This is a genomic window from Gracilibacillus sp. D59, assembly GCF_052246695.1.
Lineage (GTDB): Bacteria > Bacillota > Bacilli > Bacillales > Amphibacillaceae > Gracilibacillus.
Genome location: NZ_JBQQCK010000002.1, coordinates 267,707 through 285,363, shown reverse-complemented (window position 1 = coordinate 285,363; position 17,657 = coordinate 267,707). Strand labels below are relative to the sequence as shown.

Below are 17,657 nucleotides of genomic sequence, written 5' to 3'. Positions count from 1 at the left end.
GTCACATGATAACGGTTACATATAACTGACTATGAGTAAATTTTATTCCTATTTTTATAGTAAATATAAATGGTGAAGTGAGAACTTTGATGCTTACAAAGCTTTTAAAGATCATGTAATAACTAAGCTGAAGCAAAACAGTATTATGAAGACATGTCTGCTAAAAGGAGCCTCGCTGCACGTAAAAGTTGCCAATAAGGCTACTCCCAGACATGCACATCCATAGTATAATAATTCATTTTGTACATTGCTTTTCTGATTACAGTGGACCTATTAAACTAATAATTTTTAATTGACCTCTCTGAATCCACCCATGTTGCATCATCTGGTGCATTTTCATCACCTTTTGTCAGATACACTCGATCAATTCTTAGACCAGACTCACCACCATAGATGGCAAAATCATGTATTCCTTCATTAATATCAATTTCAGACAAAAGTGTCCAAAACCAGATTTGTTTTGTACTGTAGGTATATAAATTCCCCTTTGAAAACTGTTGGTCATAAGGTTGCACTTTCCCATCTAAGCCAATACTACAAGTGTCCGAAAAGCCATCATCAAATTTGATTAACATCCATACACGGTATGTTCCTGGGTTTTCAACCTTTATCTTATAGTGAAGGGAAGGAGCATCCAGAGGGTTCGACCAGCGTAATCCTCTAGTTCTTATATGCATAGCCATTCCACTAGCCCCATTTGTCTCAGCTTGTGTATGTGTCCATTCAACCTTTTCATTATCAGAGCTTTTTCGTGTATATGCATATTCAGACTGTTCAAGAGCATATTCTGTTTCCAATGCGATAACACCGTTATTTTCAACAAAATATCCAGAACCAAATTCTGCAATAACATCTTTATAACCAAATCGATCAGGATTATACCTAGAAGCACCCTTTTTAAACTGCGGGTATTCTTCGTTCAACATATATAACCTGTCATAATTCCAAAAGTCAATTCCTGCATATACAAGGTTTGGTAATGGTGCAGTACCAGCTTTCATACGATAGATATTCGTACATAGCTTTTCCATCTCTGTTAAGTCACAATCTGGAATCGTTTTCAAGTTAGACCTTCTTGCTATTAAGCTATTACCTATAAAATAACTTTCTTCCGGTCCAAGATTACATACCTTTGGCTGTATAAATGAGCTATTATCATCAAGTAACTGTGGAGATAAATTCGGCATATCCTTATCTGTATAAACAACAAGCTTGCTGATTGTTACATATCTGTCAATCATATAAACAGTTAAGTTATGAACACCACTATTCATATATGGTAATGACAGATAAAGCTTTTCACCATTATTTAATACAGCATCTCGCCAGTTGCCACGCCACTCATCATTCGTTTTCGTTTCAATGATTATAGGTTCCGAATCATCGATTGATACAGCAAAACGAATCTTACCTGTTGAATCCAAAGTCAAAAAGCGATGAATTTCCAGTAAAAAATGTCCCTCGTCCTTTAGTAGAAATTGATACGTTACAGAAGCATTATGCTGCACACTGTTCCCGTCAGGATAACCATCTCCTGCTGCTTCTATCACATTTCCATCCATTCTTCCCATATCCTCAATCAATTCCCACTGATTACCGCTTGAAGTACGATCAGAAATAAAACGGTCCGCCTTCATGGAAACAAAACCATCCGCTTCAATGTACCCTTTAAAATTCTTTGGAATATCCACACTACTTTGAGCAAATACACCAATCTGATATTCCTTTTCGTCAAGTGATGTTTTTATCACAATTTTGCCCTTTTTATCTTCGGTTGTTGACTTATCTTTCAATCCCACTAAAATTCTTTTTTCATCGATTACCGTTCCCGCAACCTCTGAAACTTCAATCCATTCCTTACATGAACTTATATCTACAGTAAAGTCAAAACTTTCTGCTCCTGTATTAAAAAGCTCAAACCATTTTTCATCTATACCATAGGAATCGAAAATAATCTTTTGGTTCTCTCCAGGTGTACGTTCCCCCCATATCACAATATTTGATCCGGGTTGTTTAATCTTTAATGCAGGAGTACCTGCTGGATACATTGCAGTTGGTGGTGGTGAAAAACTTTCTGGTGTAAGAATTCTATCCCACTTTCCGCCGGACATGATCTTATTATAGTAATGAAGCATAGATCTTCTATAATCCATCATTTTGCTGGATTTCGCTAAATAAGTGTCTGCTGACCGCATTTTGCCTTGTTCATAACTCAGATTGCTGCGGTCCGCAAAATAAAATTCTGCATTTGCATAATAAGACGCATGAATCTTCATCAGAAATAGTTGAAAGAAAGATTCTCGCTCAAATTGAGGTAACTGAAAGTAAATGTTATTCGCTTCGTCGTATATTTCTTTTAACTTATTTACTCTTTCTCCAGCTTCATCTCCATAAATAGTTTGGGAGAATTTATCTCCACTCAAATGTTCAACCTTACATACGTTTGTTATCTGGGTAAAACGGTTATATAAATCCGCCGCTTTTCTACCATGGTTACCTGAAAAATTGCGATTAATCCATTTTTCAGTAAATCGTAACGTATCTTTTGTTAGAGCATCTTCTCTTCCCGCTTCCCAAGCGTAGCTCAAAAAGTATTCCATATCCTGTTCAAGCGGCTTAAGCGCACCAACATTAAGAACCCATATTTTTCTAATCCCATTGTCATAGCATTTCTTCATTTCATTTCCGGTATGTGCCAATGGGATGGAGTTGATGTACAAGTAACTCATGCCAGGATGTGCCCAGTAGGAGTTGTGAAAATATACGCCATGTCCACCTTGACGTCTCTGTTCATTTGCATCAGGGTATCTTCGCATATAACCAAAATTATCATCCACCCACATAACCGTAATATCTTCCGGTAATTCTAAACCTGCGTCATATAAAGGAAGAACCTCCTTATAGGGAATAAACGTCTGTAACGCTTTTTCGCCATTCTCTTTCCCCAATACTTCCTTTAATATATTTCTTTGATCTTTTATGATATTACCTAAAAGGTTTACCTTTTCCTGTTTCTTCTCTTCCACACTGAGATTTGTATTTTGATCTATCTCATCCGTCTTGAAACCAAAATCGTGTACACCTCTCATTCCGACTGTATAACATACTTCATAATCTTGGTTCTGTTCCACACTTTCACGCCAGTATTCTTTTAATATCTCACGGTTTCTGCCTGGAATTGAATAATCGTAACTTACTCCTTCATAGCCTTTCTTCTTAAGCCATGGTTCCCATTCATTCTGATTACTGCGAAGAAGCATATCACAGTGGGATGTCCCGACAACAACCCCCATTTCTTCTGCTAAACGTCCATTTTCCGGATTCTCATTAAAATAATTTACATGCATTGCCGGCCATATATAATTTGCTTTTAATCTTAGTAGTAGTTCAAATACATGCACATATGTTTCAGGGCCGATAGTATCATCATTTGTATGCGCTTTCGCCCAAGCTTCAAGTTGCTCCTCATCGTTCAGGAATATTCCCCTGTATTGTACAGATGGATAGGATGATGTTTTGAAATCCTTCTCTATTACGATGGAATCACGCTTTTTAACAGGAACATCTGCAAAGAAGTACCAGGGTGAAACCCCTATCATTTTTGAGAATTCATATATACCAAATACTGTGCCTCTTCTATCTGTTCCTATAATGTATAAAATCTCATCCTTTTCCTGAAGCAGGTATCCTTCCCACCTGTAGTTTCCTTCAAGATCTCGTAAACATTCCGTATTTATTTCGTTATCTTCGATTATTCTTTCAATATCTTTATTATTTGTAAGTGTGCCTATAACAATTTTTCCTTCTCCATCTGTAACTTCTGCTTTACCACCACATACTTGATAGATATCTTTTGTAAGATTATTTGCAGCAGCTCTAACAGCTGGAAGTTCTTGTTGTGATAAAAATATGTTTATCTTTTGTTTGTGACTGCAGATAAATGTTTTGTCTTCCATACTTTTAAATCCTCCTAAAAAATAAACCTAACTATCTTTTTTGTTCACCTACCTTTACAACGAATTTAGAGATAATTTTTCTATACCAGGATTATATCCCAACACCAATCGCAATGAAATTGCAAATTATCTAAAATGTATTGCATTTAGATTCACATTGTCATAGACTAAATATAATAAATGACTTTATAAAAAGAGGGATTTTATGGATTTTCAAGATTATTATAAAGATCATCAACTATTTTTCACTAAAAGCTGTGACATGCCAACACACCCAGCAAAATATGGACCGCATGCTCATGAAATTTATGAGTTTTATTATCTAATATCGGGGAAAGGGAGTTTTTCAGTAGAAGGAAATGAATATAAACTGAAGCCTAATAGTATTATGATTTTACGTTCCAATGAGGCACATTTTGCAGAAATGAAAAGTGACCTTCCATATGAAAGAATAGTACTTCATTTTTTTCCGGAATTTTTAGATCAAATTGATCCTAATAGAATATTACTCGAACCTTTTGATAACCGAGCTTTAGGAGTTGATAACTATTATCCACCTGGATCATTTTCTGATCAATTAGTCCGTTCTTGCCTTGATAATATAATGGAAATTAAAGAAAATGATTATCAAAAAAGAGTAGCTATTATAACTAATCTTTTTACTATTTTAAATGAGCTGAATAAAAGTTTTCATAACGAAGATTTCAAATTATTATTTACTGCATATGATTCTCAACTGACTGAAGTAATTAGCTACATAAATGAACACCTTTATGAAAATATAAGCACCGAAAGCATTTGTAAGCAATTCTATATGAGCAAATCTAAATTAAATATCTTATTCAAAAAGGCGACTAATACAACTGTATGGAAATACATAACAACTAAACGTTTAATAAGTGCTAGACATATGCTTTACGCTGGGGTACCTGCTATTGAGGCAAGTTTACAATGTGGGTTTAAGGATTATTCGACATTTTACCGGAGATATAAAGATTTTTTTGGTACATCTCCGCAAGATGATATTCGGAAGGTATGATTGAACCTTTTATATTCTATAATTGTTTTTAAAACATACCAAAAAGTCAGTAATAGCAAGGCTGAAGCTATTACTGACCTATGACATTTTTATATTAGAATTCTATGACAAATTATGTTCGAAGTTGTGACATTTTATATTAGAATTCACACAATTTATGAATTTTAATATAATCTGTCACAAAACAACTATAAAAATACGGCTTTTTCTAACATAAAAATGTCCTATATTTTAATATATAATGTCATTTATCGTATTATATCTAACTTAATATGTCATATGTCGTGGTTTAGAATTTTAGTTAACCCTATTGCTAAATCATTATAAGAAAAGCAAATCTAATGAGAAAGGTTTGCTCTTCAAACTTTCTTATATAATAATCACAGTATGCAATACTAGTCCTATTGTTCAATATTCTTATCTATTGAATAGTATCGTTGTATTGTGCAGCAAATGACTTTTCTTTGTTAGTTGTTCTTCTTCAAAATAGTCCACCAGTTAGCGAAAAAAGGAATTAACTTTTGGTATCTTGTATCTTTTGGGTACTGAGTACAAAACTAACAATTGCTGCGACACTACTAACATAAGGGAGTAGTGAATATCCCCAATTAGATATGACATAACTTCCAATTAATGAACCAATCGTAATACCCATATATAAAGCCGTATTATTCCATGCCATAACAATTCCTCGATCATTTGGATATTCCAATGCTAATCTTGCTTGGTATGATGTAAACCCTGCATACCCAACTAAAGCCCATATAAACAATAAGAAATAAATCCAATCGCCTGATTTGAAAAATATCCCTAAACCAATCAGGGTTACTATCAAGAAAATTAGCGTAGCCTTCGAAATTTTCCTTTCTCCAAATTTATCAGTTAATTGACCGCTTGTTAAACTTCCTATTACAGCGCCGACACCATAAAAGGTAACAGCTAGAGCGATTTCTGAAGAGGAGAAATCATTTTCTAAATGAAGAGCAGCTCCCAAATAAACATAAAGAGCATACATCGAAATCGCCCAAATGGTGGTAACACTTACAGAGCCAAGTGTTCTTAGCAGATTTACTCCTAGTAGATTTCTGGTTGTATTGCTATCAGAAACTTTTTTCCATATTCTGAAATTTACTACCGCCAGTATAGCTCCTACAATTGCCATTACAACAAATACTGAACGCCATCCAAGAAAGTGCTCTAACACAGTTCCGACTGGTGCACCAGCCCAAAGAGCAGTTAAATGTCCTGAAACAACAATCGAAAGCCATGTTCCTCTTCGGTTTGATGGTGCAATATCACCAATGATTGCGTATATTAAAGGAGTTATGGAAGCAACGGACAAACCTGCTAAAATGCGGCTAACAATTAGCCATACAAATGATGGAGCAAATGCGGTAAGTGTATTAGAAATAGCGAATAGAATTAAGCCGAAAATAATAAACCTTCTCCGTCCTTTTCTATCTGAAACCCACCCAAGTAAAGGAGCCGAAAAAGCATATGTAACTGCAAAAACAGTTACCATCCATCCAGTGGTCGCTGAACTAACTTTATATTCTTCTGAAATGAACGGTAACAACGGTGACACCACAAATAAGTCAGTACCCATCAGAAACAAGGTTATCCAACCGACACTTAACCTTATCCTCCCTTGTAACTCCATTAAATCCCTCCCATTTGTTAACATGTATATTCTCAAAGGGACATAAAAAGAAATGTACATTGGAGGATCTTATATTGTTTCTTTATACTGTTTCGTTAGCTTTATTAGAATTCTTTCTCAAAGTCACCTGAGATTAAAGACATTTATTGCTCAGAAAGCGTCTACGATGTAATAAAAGAATTGCTCCACAATCTAGCCCAAAACTAAAGAAATGAAAAAGAAGCTTCCCAAAAATTCAGTGAACTGATGAGAACCCTCTGTTAAAATCCTCAATTGTCATTTTGCGTATCATCGATTCCAATTGTGAATATTGATCATACATGTTATTCTCCGTTTCTGCAGCACATACTACCAATACAGCGTTTTCTAAACACGAATAAGTATATCGTGATAAGTTTTCATGATGTGATTGATGGAACATGATAATCGCTTGTTCTTCTATATAAAAATTGGAGGTGACCTCTTTTCCATTCTCATTGACTGAGAATTGTCTAATGCATCCTTTTAACACAAAATAACACTTACTAGGAACATCACCTTGTCTAAGTAACAGTACCTTTTTTGTATTCTTTAACACATATATCTTCTAAAATAGCTTGTTGTTCTTCCTGTGTAAGGTTTGTAAACTTACTCATATACTTGAACAACACATCTTTCCCTTACGTCACTTCCTCCCTTATACTAGTTCCTACTTAAATTATATTACATGCCAGCTATTACCAAAATATATATCAAAAAAAGAAAAATGACCATTGGCTAACAAGTCGGTTATTAGCCAATGGTCTCAGGTTTTAGTTGAAAGGCGAAGTGTCCCTTCACTTATGGTTTAGAAAGTTCCCGCACAATTCTTGCTATTTCCACGGTTTGCCCTTTTGAATAACATTTGCTAATTCTTTGCTAGAGTGCCTTCGTTTCTTTCTTGCTTCCACTCGTTCTTTTGCTGTTTCATGCAAATATTTCTCTTCTTCTGTCTCAGGAATAACATTGGGAACGGGAACTGGTTTACCTTCTTCATTCACGGCAACAAATGTTAAAAAGGCAGTTGCGGCCATCTTTCGTTTCCCTGTAATCAAATTTTCTGCTAAAACTTTCACAAACACTTCCATTGAACTTGTTCCCGTATAAGTTACAATGGATTCTAAACAAACAGACTCACCTGTCTGAATAGGCGCCAAAAAGTCGACAGAGTCTGTTGAAGCAGTTACAACAGGACTCCTCGAATGCCTCATTGCAGAAATGGATGCAATATCATCAATGTAACTCATTAATTTCCCGCCAAAAAGTGTTCCGTGATTATTCGTATCAGGTGGAAATACATGACCGACTTTCACAGCAAGGGTTTCATTAATATAAGTATCTTTCATACTATCACCTTTTTCGTATTATTTATTGAGTATTGTTTCTCCACAGCAGGCTATTTATTAATAACTTCACCCAATTTCTCAACCCCTTTAATTATTTCCTTCTTATCACTAAAGCTAAAGGAAAGACGCAGCCACTCTTTGCCATTTTGTTCATTTAAGAAAAAATATTTTCCCGGTAAAAAGGACACACCTTGATCTAGTGCTTGTTGTAATAATGCCGAGGTGTCCGCCCCAGCCACTTTTATCCAAACAAAATAGCCTCCCTCCGGAACATACCAAGTGACGGACTTTGGCATATTTTTTGCTAAAGCATCAAGTAACGTAGCACACCTCTCTTGATAGGATATTCGTAACGTGTTAAGTCTATTATCAAAATTATTATTCCCCAGATATGTAGCCATAATCGCTTGTGCAAAAGGATGATCTAGATCTTTTTTAAACCAATATAGTGAAGTGATTATTTCCTCTGTTGCAGCTACCCAGCCAATTCGTAATCCAGGTGCTATCACCTTGGATAAAGAACCGACATGTAGGACACGATTTTCATGATCCTTTGCCTTTAACGTTACTGGCGGTTTATCGAAATATAATTCACCATATGCATCGTCTTCTAAAATAAGGAAGTCGTACTGAGAAGCTAGCTCCAAGATATGCTTCCGACGTTCTTCTGTCATCGTTGTTCCGGTTGGATTTTGAAAAGTTGGGATCGTATATACTATTTTCGGTAGTGGGAGACCTTGCTCTTTTCTTTCTGCCAATACTCTTGCTAATTCTTTTGTCTGGAGTCCCTGTTCATCGATTGGGATACTAATAAATTGACTCGTATAATTTTGGAATACTTCTAGTGCTTCCATATACGTTGGCGCCTCTACCGCCACAACGGTTTGTTCATCTACAAAAACTCGAGCAATTAAATCAATTGCCTGACATGCACCAGCTGTAACCAGAAGTGCTTCATCTGCAACTCGCATACCACGCTCGGACAACCTAGTTTGAATTTGCTCCTTTAGTGTATCCATTTTCGGCGTACCAAGATAATGCAGGGGCAAATCTTGTTCTTCATTGAGCAATTGAACAACCGCTTCTTTCACCTCGTCAACCGGTACAAGGTCAGGTGCCGGAAACCCTGAACTAAGACGAATACAATTGTCCGGCATGGTCGGCATCCATTCACCAGGGGGATCGTTTTTTAATGCATTCTTTATGTTTTCTGAATAAAAATTTTCTATACGCATGATAATTATTCACCTTTCCTTAAGATAAAGAAAATTCGGCGATTGCCGAGCCTTTAGACGAGAGTAGAGCCATAGTTGCCCTTACCTATACACCTAAAATGCTTGACTACTCTGACAGTTCTTCTACGCTAACCATTTATACTTTCCTATAGGCAATAAAAAGCATTGGTAAGCACCAATGCTTCTTGTTTATATTATGACCGATTATTTAAAAGAATAAAAGGTGTGCCATTAATGCAGCTACTGGCAACGTTATAATCGTTCTTTGTAAAAAGATAATAAACAGTTGTAAAAACGAAATCGGAATTTTTGATTTTAATAACAGAATACCAATTTCCGACATGTAAATTAATTGAGCCAGTGACATAACCCCTATCACAAAACGGGTTAATTCAGATTCAATGCCACTACCGACTACAGCAGGTAAAAACATGTCCGCAAAACCAACAATCATTGCGGGAGCCGCAGCTTGTGCCTCTGGAATCTGCAATAATTGCAAGAACGGGATAAATGGATAAGATAAATAATTAAAAATAGGCGTCTTCTCTGCAATAATAAGCGCGATCGTACCAAGTGCCATGACTAGTGGAATTAATGCAAACCAAATATCCATCACATTAAGTACACCACTCTTGATAACACCACGATAGCTTTTTACTTGGTCGGCTTTTTCTACTGCTTTTTGCACACCCCATTTAAAACTGGATACACCTTCTGGCACGTCTTCATTTATTTGTTTACCTGTAGCTTCATAGTAAGTATCCTTTTTTAAAGATAAAGGTGGAATTCGCGGTACAATAATCGCCGCAACAACACCTGCAACAACGACGGTAATATAAAATTGGACAAACATATGATCAATACTTAAAAATCGTGCAATTACCAAACTAAACGCGATTGATGCAATAGAGAAGTTAGTCGCTACTACCGCTGCTTCTCGTTTCGTATAATATCCAGATTGATATTGCTGTGTCGTTAATAATACGCCTACTGTCCCGCTTCCCATCCACGATGCTAAAGCATCAATCGAAGAACGGCCTGGGAGCTTAAATAATGGTTGCATGATTTTCCGTACGATGGTACCGATAAAATCCATTAAACCAAACTGTAACAACAGTGGCATAAAGAGACATGCAAAAAGGAACCATACCATTAAAACAGGAATGAGATCATATAATACCGTTCCACCTGTCGCCATAGACCAGATAAATTCAGGACCGATTTTAGTCAATGTCAAAATGGCAAATACCGCTCCGATCAATCGTAAGATTATCCATAGCGGTGGTATGTTAAATAAACTTTCTAAAAAAGGGCTATTTTTCACCATTTGCAAATCTATCAATTTCACTATTAAACTGCCAATCGCAGATAAACATAAAATGATTGTCATAATGAGCGGGATATAATCAGCTAAAATAGCTTGTAACCCATCTGCTAACAGACCTAACCCTATCGTAACCTTCCCACCTACTGATATTGGGACGAGGAATAACAATACTCCAATAAGAGATGGTAACCAAAATTTTGTATATTGATTTGCTGTAAATTTATTTTGTTCTGAGTTCATGATGTTCTCTCCAATTTTCTTTGTTGTTTCTATTATTTTTTGAGTAAGTATAATATATCATTTTTGTGTATATTTATGCAACAACTTTTTGTATTGATCAAGTCTTATATTCTATTCTCTATAAATGATCTTTTTCGTATATATACATATTTTTGAATCCACGCTGCTATTTTAACTATATCTAGCTTTTTATTGAATTAAGATTGCATAATACGACCTTTAATAAGCAACCAAAAAGTTACTTATAGTTGACAGCAACTTTTTGGTTGCTTATACTTGCTATATGAATTGGGACAAAGACGCTATATTCAAAGCACTTGGCGACTCGACTCGCCGCCTTATATTAGACGAACTATCCGAACGCAATGAGCTGACGTTGTATGAACTTACGGCACGTCTCATTATGAAGCACGACCTATCCATTTCGCGACAGGCAATTGCTAAACATCTTACTACATTGGAAGATGCAGGGCTCGTAAAATCAAAGCGAAAGGGAAAATATCGAGTACTTATGTTTAACAACGAACCACTTAAAAACTTATTGAAAGGATGGGTATAGTAATTTCATAAAATTGGAACAGGACTGTGTGGGTTGTTTTTGCTTGCAGCCAGATTATTAGCACAGCACCATGAATCACAACTATCGAAGGAGGAAAAATAACAGTATGAAAATCATTGTTACCAGTATATTTGTAGATAACCAAGATAAGGCACTAGAATTTTATTCAGAAACGCTTGGATTTGTAAAAAAACATGACGTTCCCACAGGAGAATTTAGATGGCTAACACTAGTTTCTCCTGAGGAGCAAAAAGGTACCGAGCTTTTACTTGAACCGAATAACCATCCTGCCGCTAAAGAGTATCAAGAGAAGTTATTTGCTGAAGGCATCCCAGTCACAATGTTTGGGGTTGAAGATATTCACGCAGAATACAAACGATTAATGGATAAAGGCGTGAAGTTTACTATGGAACCGACAAAAATGGGCGAAGTCACAATAGCTGTCTTCGACGATACATGTGGAAACCTTATTCAGATAATGCAACAGTAACTTCATGTTAACCCTGTCCTATTTTTAGGATGGGGTTATGCAATTATAAGATCAAAATTAATTCTGAGTGTAGTCACTCTACAAGCGAATTGCATCACTGAATATATTCATTTATAAAAATAAAGAATTCTTGTAATGGAATTCTCTATTATTGTTGTGTTCATGCTAAGAGCAACATTTACATATACTTAAATCAGCTAACTTTAAACACTTTCACATGTGGGTAAATATTTAATTTTGAATTTCTATTTCTGTAAACACCTCATTTTAAATTTCCCCATTCTATATTTTTCTTAATTATACATAAAAAACCCTATAGGTGGACTTTTTTTTGTCTACTTTATAGGGTTCTTTTTATTGGATAGCTCTTTAATAATAAGGATATGGTGGGTACGGATAGTATGGTGGAAATAGATACGGAAAAAGAGCTAAACTAGCAAGTGTACCTAATGGGTAACGATACGGGCGATAACGTCTATATCTTCGACGCGGGCGACCATATCCGCCACCGTAACCACCATAGTCACCATATCGATCATCCTCTTCTTCGCGATTCGTCATAATATCTTCACCGACTAATACGGTAACGTTATCTACATCAACATTCACGATAATCCCGTCAAAACTACTACCATCTGTTCTAGTAAGTAATACATGATGGTGCATGTAACGATGGCAGTGATCATGCAAATGTCTTGTTAAATCCTCTGCATTATGGAATTGATTATCTATACTCATATTCCTCTTCATCTCCTTTCTCAAAAATAGGTTATTCATCTAGGGATTATTCGTGACATGTCTATAGTGAAAATTATAAATTTTTAAATTTCTTATGAAGGAGAAGGGTTGGATAAAGAGAAACTTTGTCTAAGGGTATCGTTGAATTGGATTTAGATGGGTTTATTTCGGATAGACTTACGACAAATTCAATCATTTACTGCTATAAACAAGTAGTGTTTGAAGAAACCTATATTAGTTGGTCAGAAATATGTTAATATTACACAATAATCTAATTTCAACTAACAAGTGCAATACTTAAAGTTAAGGAATTGTTACAGCTCCTATACTTAATCAAGGAATTATGCAACTAATAAAAAATGGTAGGCGTGATCCTGGAGGATCAATCGCTGTTCTCGCTAAAGTAAAGGGCAGTAAAACTAGTACATTATATTTATTTAGTAGTAGACACCAACTGTATAGTAGAAATGAGTTTCAAATTTAAGTAGTAAAAAAAAGCGTCCGTTTTGGACGCTTTTAAAGAGATGGGTTATGAGTGCAAGTTCAGTTTTAAAGATTAGTACATTCCACCAACAAATGCTGCTCCAACAATAATTAGTAAAATAAATAGAACAACAATCAAGGCAAAGTTATTATCTCTTTTATGTCCATAATCACTCATAATGTGTCACCTCCCATTTTAAGATTCACTACATTTTATGCTTTGTTGGTTAGGATGTTTGGACGAACACCATTTGTTAAATACACATTCAAAGCTAAATATTATCATTCGTTTTATAAAAATATATTGAGCTATGGTACCAACTTTAATTTGTCGCCTGATATATTAAGTCGTATTACGATGAAAAAGCGCAATAAATATAACTTTTAATGAAAATCAATGTATCTGGTTATTATATATCTTCTTAACCAATAACTGGGACTATTAATTAATATTTTAAAGTATTATCTAAGAGGGATTAACGTTCTTTTTTTGGAGGTTATTTTGGAGTTTCTTGAACACCTTTTACAATGGTTATAAGATTTTCTGAAAAGTAAAATTATGTATAGCCAGGGAGAGATACCATGGCTGTAACGTTTAATAAATAATAATAGGACAGATGCCTTACCCTTTCGTCTTCCTTTTTAAAAACTTGGCTAGTTGATGGAGAAATCCGAGGGCAAATTAGCCCGGAGGTAGTCTACATTTACCAATGAAGAGGCAAAGTCATTTACTGCGTAGTACAAATATACTACGCATTCAAACGATAGTTTTGTTTGCTAACTTTGTGAAAGAATGTGCGTAAAGTAACGGGGGCGTTTCTTCAATAACGAAGAAGAGCTTTTTATTCTGAATATAATTAATTGTATTCATGTGAATTTGAACAGAACACTTGGATTTAATTTTTGAACTACACCCCAATTGTTGGAAAAATCAACAATTGAGGAGCAGTTTTTTATAAGTTAATTGTACTGTTATTTGTGGTGCTACCAGTCTTTTTATTAAATAATCCAACATTCTTATACCGAAACCTTTATCTTTTCCTGTTCCTCTGATTGCACTAACCCATTGTATACTTTTCCTTTTTCCAGTAGTTCTATGTGGGTCCCTTGCTCTACTAACTGTCCATGATCTAATACAAAAATACAATCGGCATTCTTAATCGTGGATAACCGATGTGCAATGATAATCGTTGATTTACCTTTCCGATATTGATCGATATTGTCTTGGATTTCTTTTTCAGTTATCAAGTCAAGCGCAGATGTTGCCTCATCGAGAATCAACATTTCTGGATCTCTAATTAAAGCTCTTGCTATGGCAATCCTTTGTCTTTGTCCACCAGATAAAGTGATCCCTCTTTCACCAATAACAGTCTCATATCCATCAGGAAGTGAGAGAATATAGTCATGAATAGAAGCAATTTGACATACTCGAAATACTTCTTCATCGCTAACATTTTCCATCCCCATTAAAATATTGCTCTTCACTGTATCAGGGTATAGATAAGGCTCTTGAAAAACAATAGCTACTCGGCTGTCCCAGTCTGCACGATCTATATCAGAAAGGGAGCTTCCATTGACCATAATATCTCCTGTTGACGAATCATTAAAGCGAATGAGAAGTTGCGCAATCGTAGACTTGCCACCGCCACTGGCACCTACTATCGCTACTTTATTACCAATTGGTATATCCATACTCAAATTGCGGAGAATATCGTTGCTCTCCCTGTCATATCTAAAATGTACGTTATGTAATCGAAGTGTTTCTATCTTTTCGCTGATCCTCTTTGTTCCATTTTTCCATGTTGGCCCGTCCATCACACCACGTACACGGTCAAGACTTGCCATTTTACCGGAAAACTCCATTACCATATTAAATAAATTTTGGAATGTAGACACAAGCTGATTACTAAACTGATACAAAATGACAAATACACCAATCGACATTTGACCTTGTAACACCAAATATCCTCCATAACCCAATATAAAAATCGTAATTCCCCATCTAATCGGTTCACTGCTTATTAATTGCAGATTGACGAGTTTGCCTTCCTTCATTACAGCATCAAAATATTTTTCGAAAAACTTCTCATATATACGAGTCTCCCACTGCATTCGATGATAAGCAATAACTTCTCTCGTTGATGAAATACCTTCTTCGATATGAACTATTAAGTCAGAGCGAGTTTCCTGTACCTGTTTAGCACCGAGCTTTAATTTATGAGAAAAATAACGTCCTAACCAGACATAAACACCACAGCAAAAGAGACTAAATAATAGAATAATAGGGCTATTCATACCGACTATTCCAAATAACACTAGAGCTGCTGCTAACTGCTGAAATCCTCTAGGTACATCATTTGCAACCATCCCTCCTACTTTATCAATATCATTAACGACATAATGTACATAGGAACCTGTACGTTCCTTTTGGAGGGATGCAGTAGGGATTTTATACATATAGCGCATAAAATCTTGCACAATATGCTCAGTGAGCGCTGCTTTCGTTTTATGTATCGTATGGGGGCCAAATGTAAACAAAAAGGAATAAGCAATAAAAGCTAAAATCATTAGCACTAACACATTGTATAACTCGTCATAATTATTTGCTATCAGCACATCATCAATTAAACGTTGTTGCAATCCAATTGTTGCTAAACTTGCATAGGATTCGGCAATCATCAAGATGGTTGCCATAACCAGTAATCCCTTGTTAGGTCGTATATAGGTTGTTAACCATTGTAGGTTATTTCTCATTTAAGCACCCTCTAACTTTTGTCCAAGTGATAAGTGATAAAAGGCTCCTTTTTGTGCGATTAATTCATCATAGTTGCCACTTTCCAGTACTCTACCTTTTTCGATTAACACGATATGGTCATAGTCTTGAATAGTCGATAAACGATGCGCTACTGTAATCGTTGTTCTACCATACATTAGTTGTTGAAGAGCTGCTTGCACTTCTTTTTCACTAATTGTATCTAAAGAAGCTGTTGCCTCATCTAGTAATATAATAGGCGGGTTTTTAATAAACATTCTGGCAATAGAAATTCGTTGCTTTTGACCACCAGATAACTTCACACCACGTTCTCCAAGCAATGTATCGTAACCGCTTGGTAATTCGAGAATAAAATCATGAGCAAAAGCGGCCTTTGCTGCTTCTACTACCTCCGCTTTAGAAGCATCAGGTTTTCCAAATAAAATATTATCTCGAACACTAGCACCAAAAAGATATGTTTCTTGGAAAACAAAGCCGAGGTTTTCTCTTAAATCTCGGAAGTTTAGTTTGTGAATTGGTTGACTATCTAATAGAATCCTTCCTTTTGTTGGATCATAGAATCGGCCTACTAGCTTTAATATCGTAGATTTTCCGTTACCGCTTGCTCCGACTAAAGCAACTTTTTGTCCAGGTCTTATAGACAAACTGAAATCGCTTAGCACACTTGGACCATCTGGATAGTGAAATGACACATCTTGAAATACAATATTACCCTGCACCTTATCAACGGTGGCTGTATGTTCTTCTTCTTGAACTACAGATGGAATGTTTATAAATTTGTATAGCTTCTCTGCTTGATCCATTAAAACTCTTTGCTCTGTAATCGTAGTCACAACCGAAGTAAGGATGTGCATGGTTTGAAAATAATAGAGAAGAAACGCCACAAAAGCTCCTGTAGACATTTCCCCAGTTAATGAAAGATGAGAACCAACAATAATAATGGCGACTCCACCTATATAGTAGGACATCCGGCGATTGGTACCTCTCCAAAAAGCAAACCAATATGTTTTGATCATCATTTTATTCAATTGTTTATATCTGCTTTTTATATTAGACAGATCCCATACCTCAGCTGCATTTGCACGGATGTCATTAATGGAAGCAATACTCTCATAAACTTTTTGATTAAAACGAACACGATCATTTGCCATTATTTTCCCGTACGTAGATGCTTTTTTCTCAAGGTAAGGACCAAATATGTAATATAGAAGTAAACTTGGGATCAGGATTAAGCTTAATTTCCAACTAATTGAAACCATCAAGGTGATAGAGATAATAGAAAAAATAAAATTATTAATCATCCATGGCAACAGTTGTCTGTAGAGATTTTGTAAGGAGGCAACCTCTGTATTCATGAGAGCCAGGCTTTCTCCTACTGGATGCTTCTCAAAATAAGCAAACCCTAGTTTTCTTAAGTGTGAATAGATGGAAAATTGCATATCTCGTGAGGCTTTTTCTTGTAGAGAACGTTGGGCGATGTTTCGTATTGCTGAAAAAGTAATAATTAGGACAACTAGCATAACGACTAAGCCGATCAACCAAAGAAACGGATTTGTCTGTTGGCTTTCAAGAATGGTATCAATGAAATATTGAATCAGTTTAGGGATAACTAATTGAGATCCGGTGATAACTAATCCACACAATATGAGTAAGATTAATTTCCACTTATAAGGCTTTAAAAAAGATAGTGTCCAGAAATAGACACGTAGTAAAGAATCTGATTTCATTTTGACCTCCTTACATCACTTTTAAAGATATCGCTTACAAAAATATACCAAGAAGATGGAACAATT

13 protein-coding genes are annotated in these 17,657 nt (G+C 35.6%); 3 read left to right on the top strand and 10 right to left on the bottom strand.

The genetic code is table 11. The features are described 5' to 3' along the window. Window positions 1-278: 278 nt before the first annotated feature. Window positions 279-3,956 (bottom strand): glycosyl hydrolase 115 family protein, encoded by a 3,678-nt coding sequence (locus tag ACTWP4_RS04600; protein ID WP_443127585.1) that lies wholly within the window; start codon window positions 3,954-3,956, stop codon window positions 279-281. Window positions 3,957-4,161: 205 nt separating this feature from the next. Between ACTWP4_RS04600 and ACTWP4_RS04595 the strand changes: the two genes are divergently transcribed. After that, window positions 4,162-4,995, top strand: coding sequence for a helix-turn-helix domain-containing protein (locus ACTWP4_RS04595; protein WP_443127584.1), 834 nt, complete (start codon window positions 4,162-4,164; stop codon window positions 4,993-4,995). A 514-nt stretch (window positions 4,996-5,509) separates the two neighbouring features. On the opposite strand, the gene ACTWP4_RS04590 is transcribed toward ACTWP4_RS04595, so the two are convergent. From ACTWP4_RS04590 to ACTWP4_RS04570, 5 genes are all read right to left on the bottom strand, one after another. Continuing rightward, a complete protein-coding gene (locus ACTWP4_RS04590) occupies window positions 5,510-6,655 on the bottom strand; it encodes an MFS transporter (RefSeq protein WP_443127583.1) in 1,146 nt (381 codons plus the stop codon). A gap of 235 nt (window positions 6,656-6,890) precedes the next feature. After that, window positions 6,891-7,232 (bottom strand): cyclic nucleotide-binding domain-containing protein, encoded by a 342-nt coding sequence (locus ACTWP4_RS04585; RefSeq protein ID WP_443127582.1) that lies wholly within the window; start codon window positions 7,230-7,232, stop codon window positions 6,891-6,893. A gap of 274 nt (window positions 7,233-7,506) precedes the next feature. Beyond that, window positions 7,507-8,019, bottom strand: a complete 513-nt coding sequence (locus ACTWP4_RS04580; RefSeq protein WP_443127581.1) for an acyl-CoA thioesterase — start codon at window positions 8,017-8,019, stop codon at window positions 7,507-7,509. A gap of 50 nt (window positions 8,020-8,069) precedes the next feature. After that, the gene (locus ACTWP4_RS04575; RefSeq protein WP_443127580.1) at window positions 8,070-9,254 is read right to left on the bottom strand and encodes an aminotransferase-like domain-containing protein; all 1,185 of its coding nucleotides are present in this window, start codon (window positions 9,252-9,254) and stop codon (window positions 8,070-8,072) included. Window positions 9,255-9,462: 208 nt separating this feature from the next. Next, window positions 9,463-10,821 (bottom strand): YjiH family protein, encoded by a 1,359-nt coding sequence (locus ACTWP4_RS04570; RefSeq protein ID WP_443127579.1) that lies wholly within the window; start codon window positions 10,819-10,821, stop codon window positions 9,463-9,465. A 283-nt stretch (window positions 10,822-11,104) separates the two neighbouring features. On the opposite strand from ACTWP4_RS04570, the gene ACTWP4_RS04565 reads away from it, so the two are divergent. Both ACTWP4_RS04565 and ACTWP4_RS04560 read left to right on the top strand, forming a co-directional pair. Continuing rightward, on the top strand, window positions 11,105-11,380 hold the full coding sequence (locus tag ACTWP4_RS04565) for an ArsR/SmtB family transcription factor (RefSeq protein ID WP_443127578.1): 276 nt from the start codon (window positions 11,105-11,107) through the stop codon (window positions 11,378-11,380). 106 nt (window positions 11,381-11,486) lie between these two features. Further along, the gene (locus ACTWP4_RS04560; RefSeq protein WP_443127577.1) at window positions 11,487-11,870 is read left to right on the top strand and encodes a VOC family protein; all 384 of its coding nucleotides are present in this window, start codon (window positions 11,487-11,489) and stop codon (window positions 11,868-11,870) included. Between the two features lie 369 nt (window positions 11,871-12,239). Here the strand turns inward: ACTWP4_RS04560 and ACTWP4_RS04555 are convergent, their stop codons facing one another. From ACTWP4_RS04555 to ACTWP4_RS04540, 4 genes are all read right to left on the bottom strand, one after another. Next, entirely contained in the window at window positions 12,240-12,608 is a 369-nt protein-coding gene (locus tag ACTWP4_RS04555) for a small nuclear ribonucleoprotein (protein ID WP_443127576.1), read from the bottom strand. Window positions 12,609-13,164: 556 nt separating this feature from the next. Then, window positions 13,165-13,269: a YjcZ family sporulation protein gene (locus tag ACTWP4_RS04550; protein ID WP_153792960.1), complete on the bottom strand. Its 105-nt coding sequence runs from the start codon at window positions 13,267-13,269 to the stop codon at window positions 13,165-13,167. 839 nt (window positions 13,270-14,108) lie between these two features. Then, window positions 14,109-15,845, bottom strand: a complete 1,737-nt coding sequence (locus tag ACTWP4_RS04545) for an ABC transporter ATP-binding protein (RefSeq protein ID WP_443127575.1) — start codon at window positions 15,843-15,845, stop codon at window positions 14,109-14,111. Then, on the bottom strand, window positions 15,846-17,591 hold the full coding sequence (locus ACTWP4_RS04540; protein ID WP_443127574.1) for an ABC transporter ATP-binding protein: 1,746 nt from the start codon (window positions 17,589-17,591) through the stop codon (window positions 15,846-15,848). Window positions 17,592-17,657 lie beyond the last annotated feature (66 nt).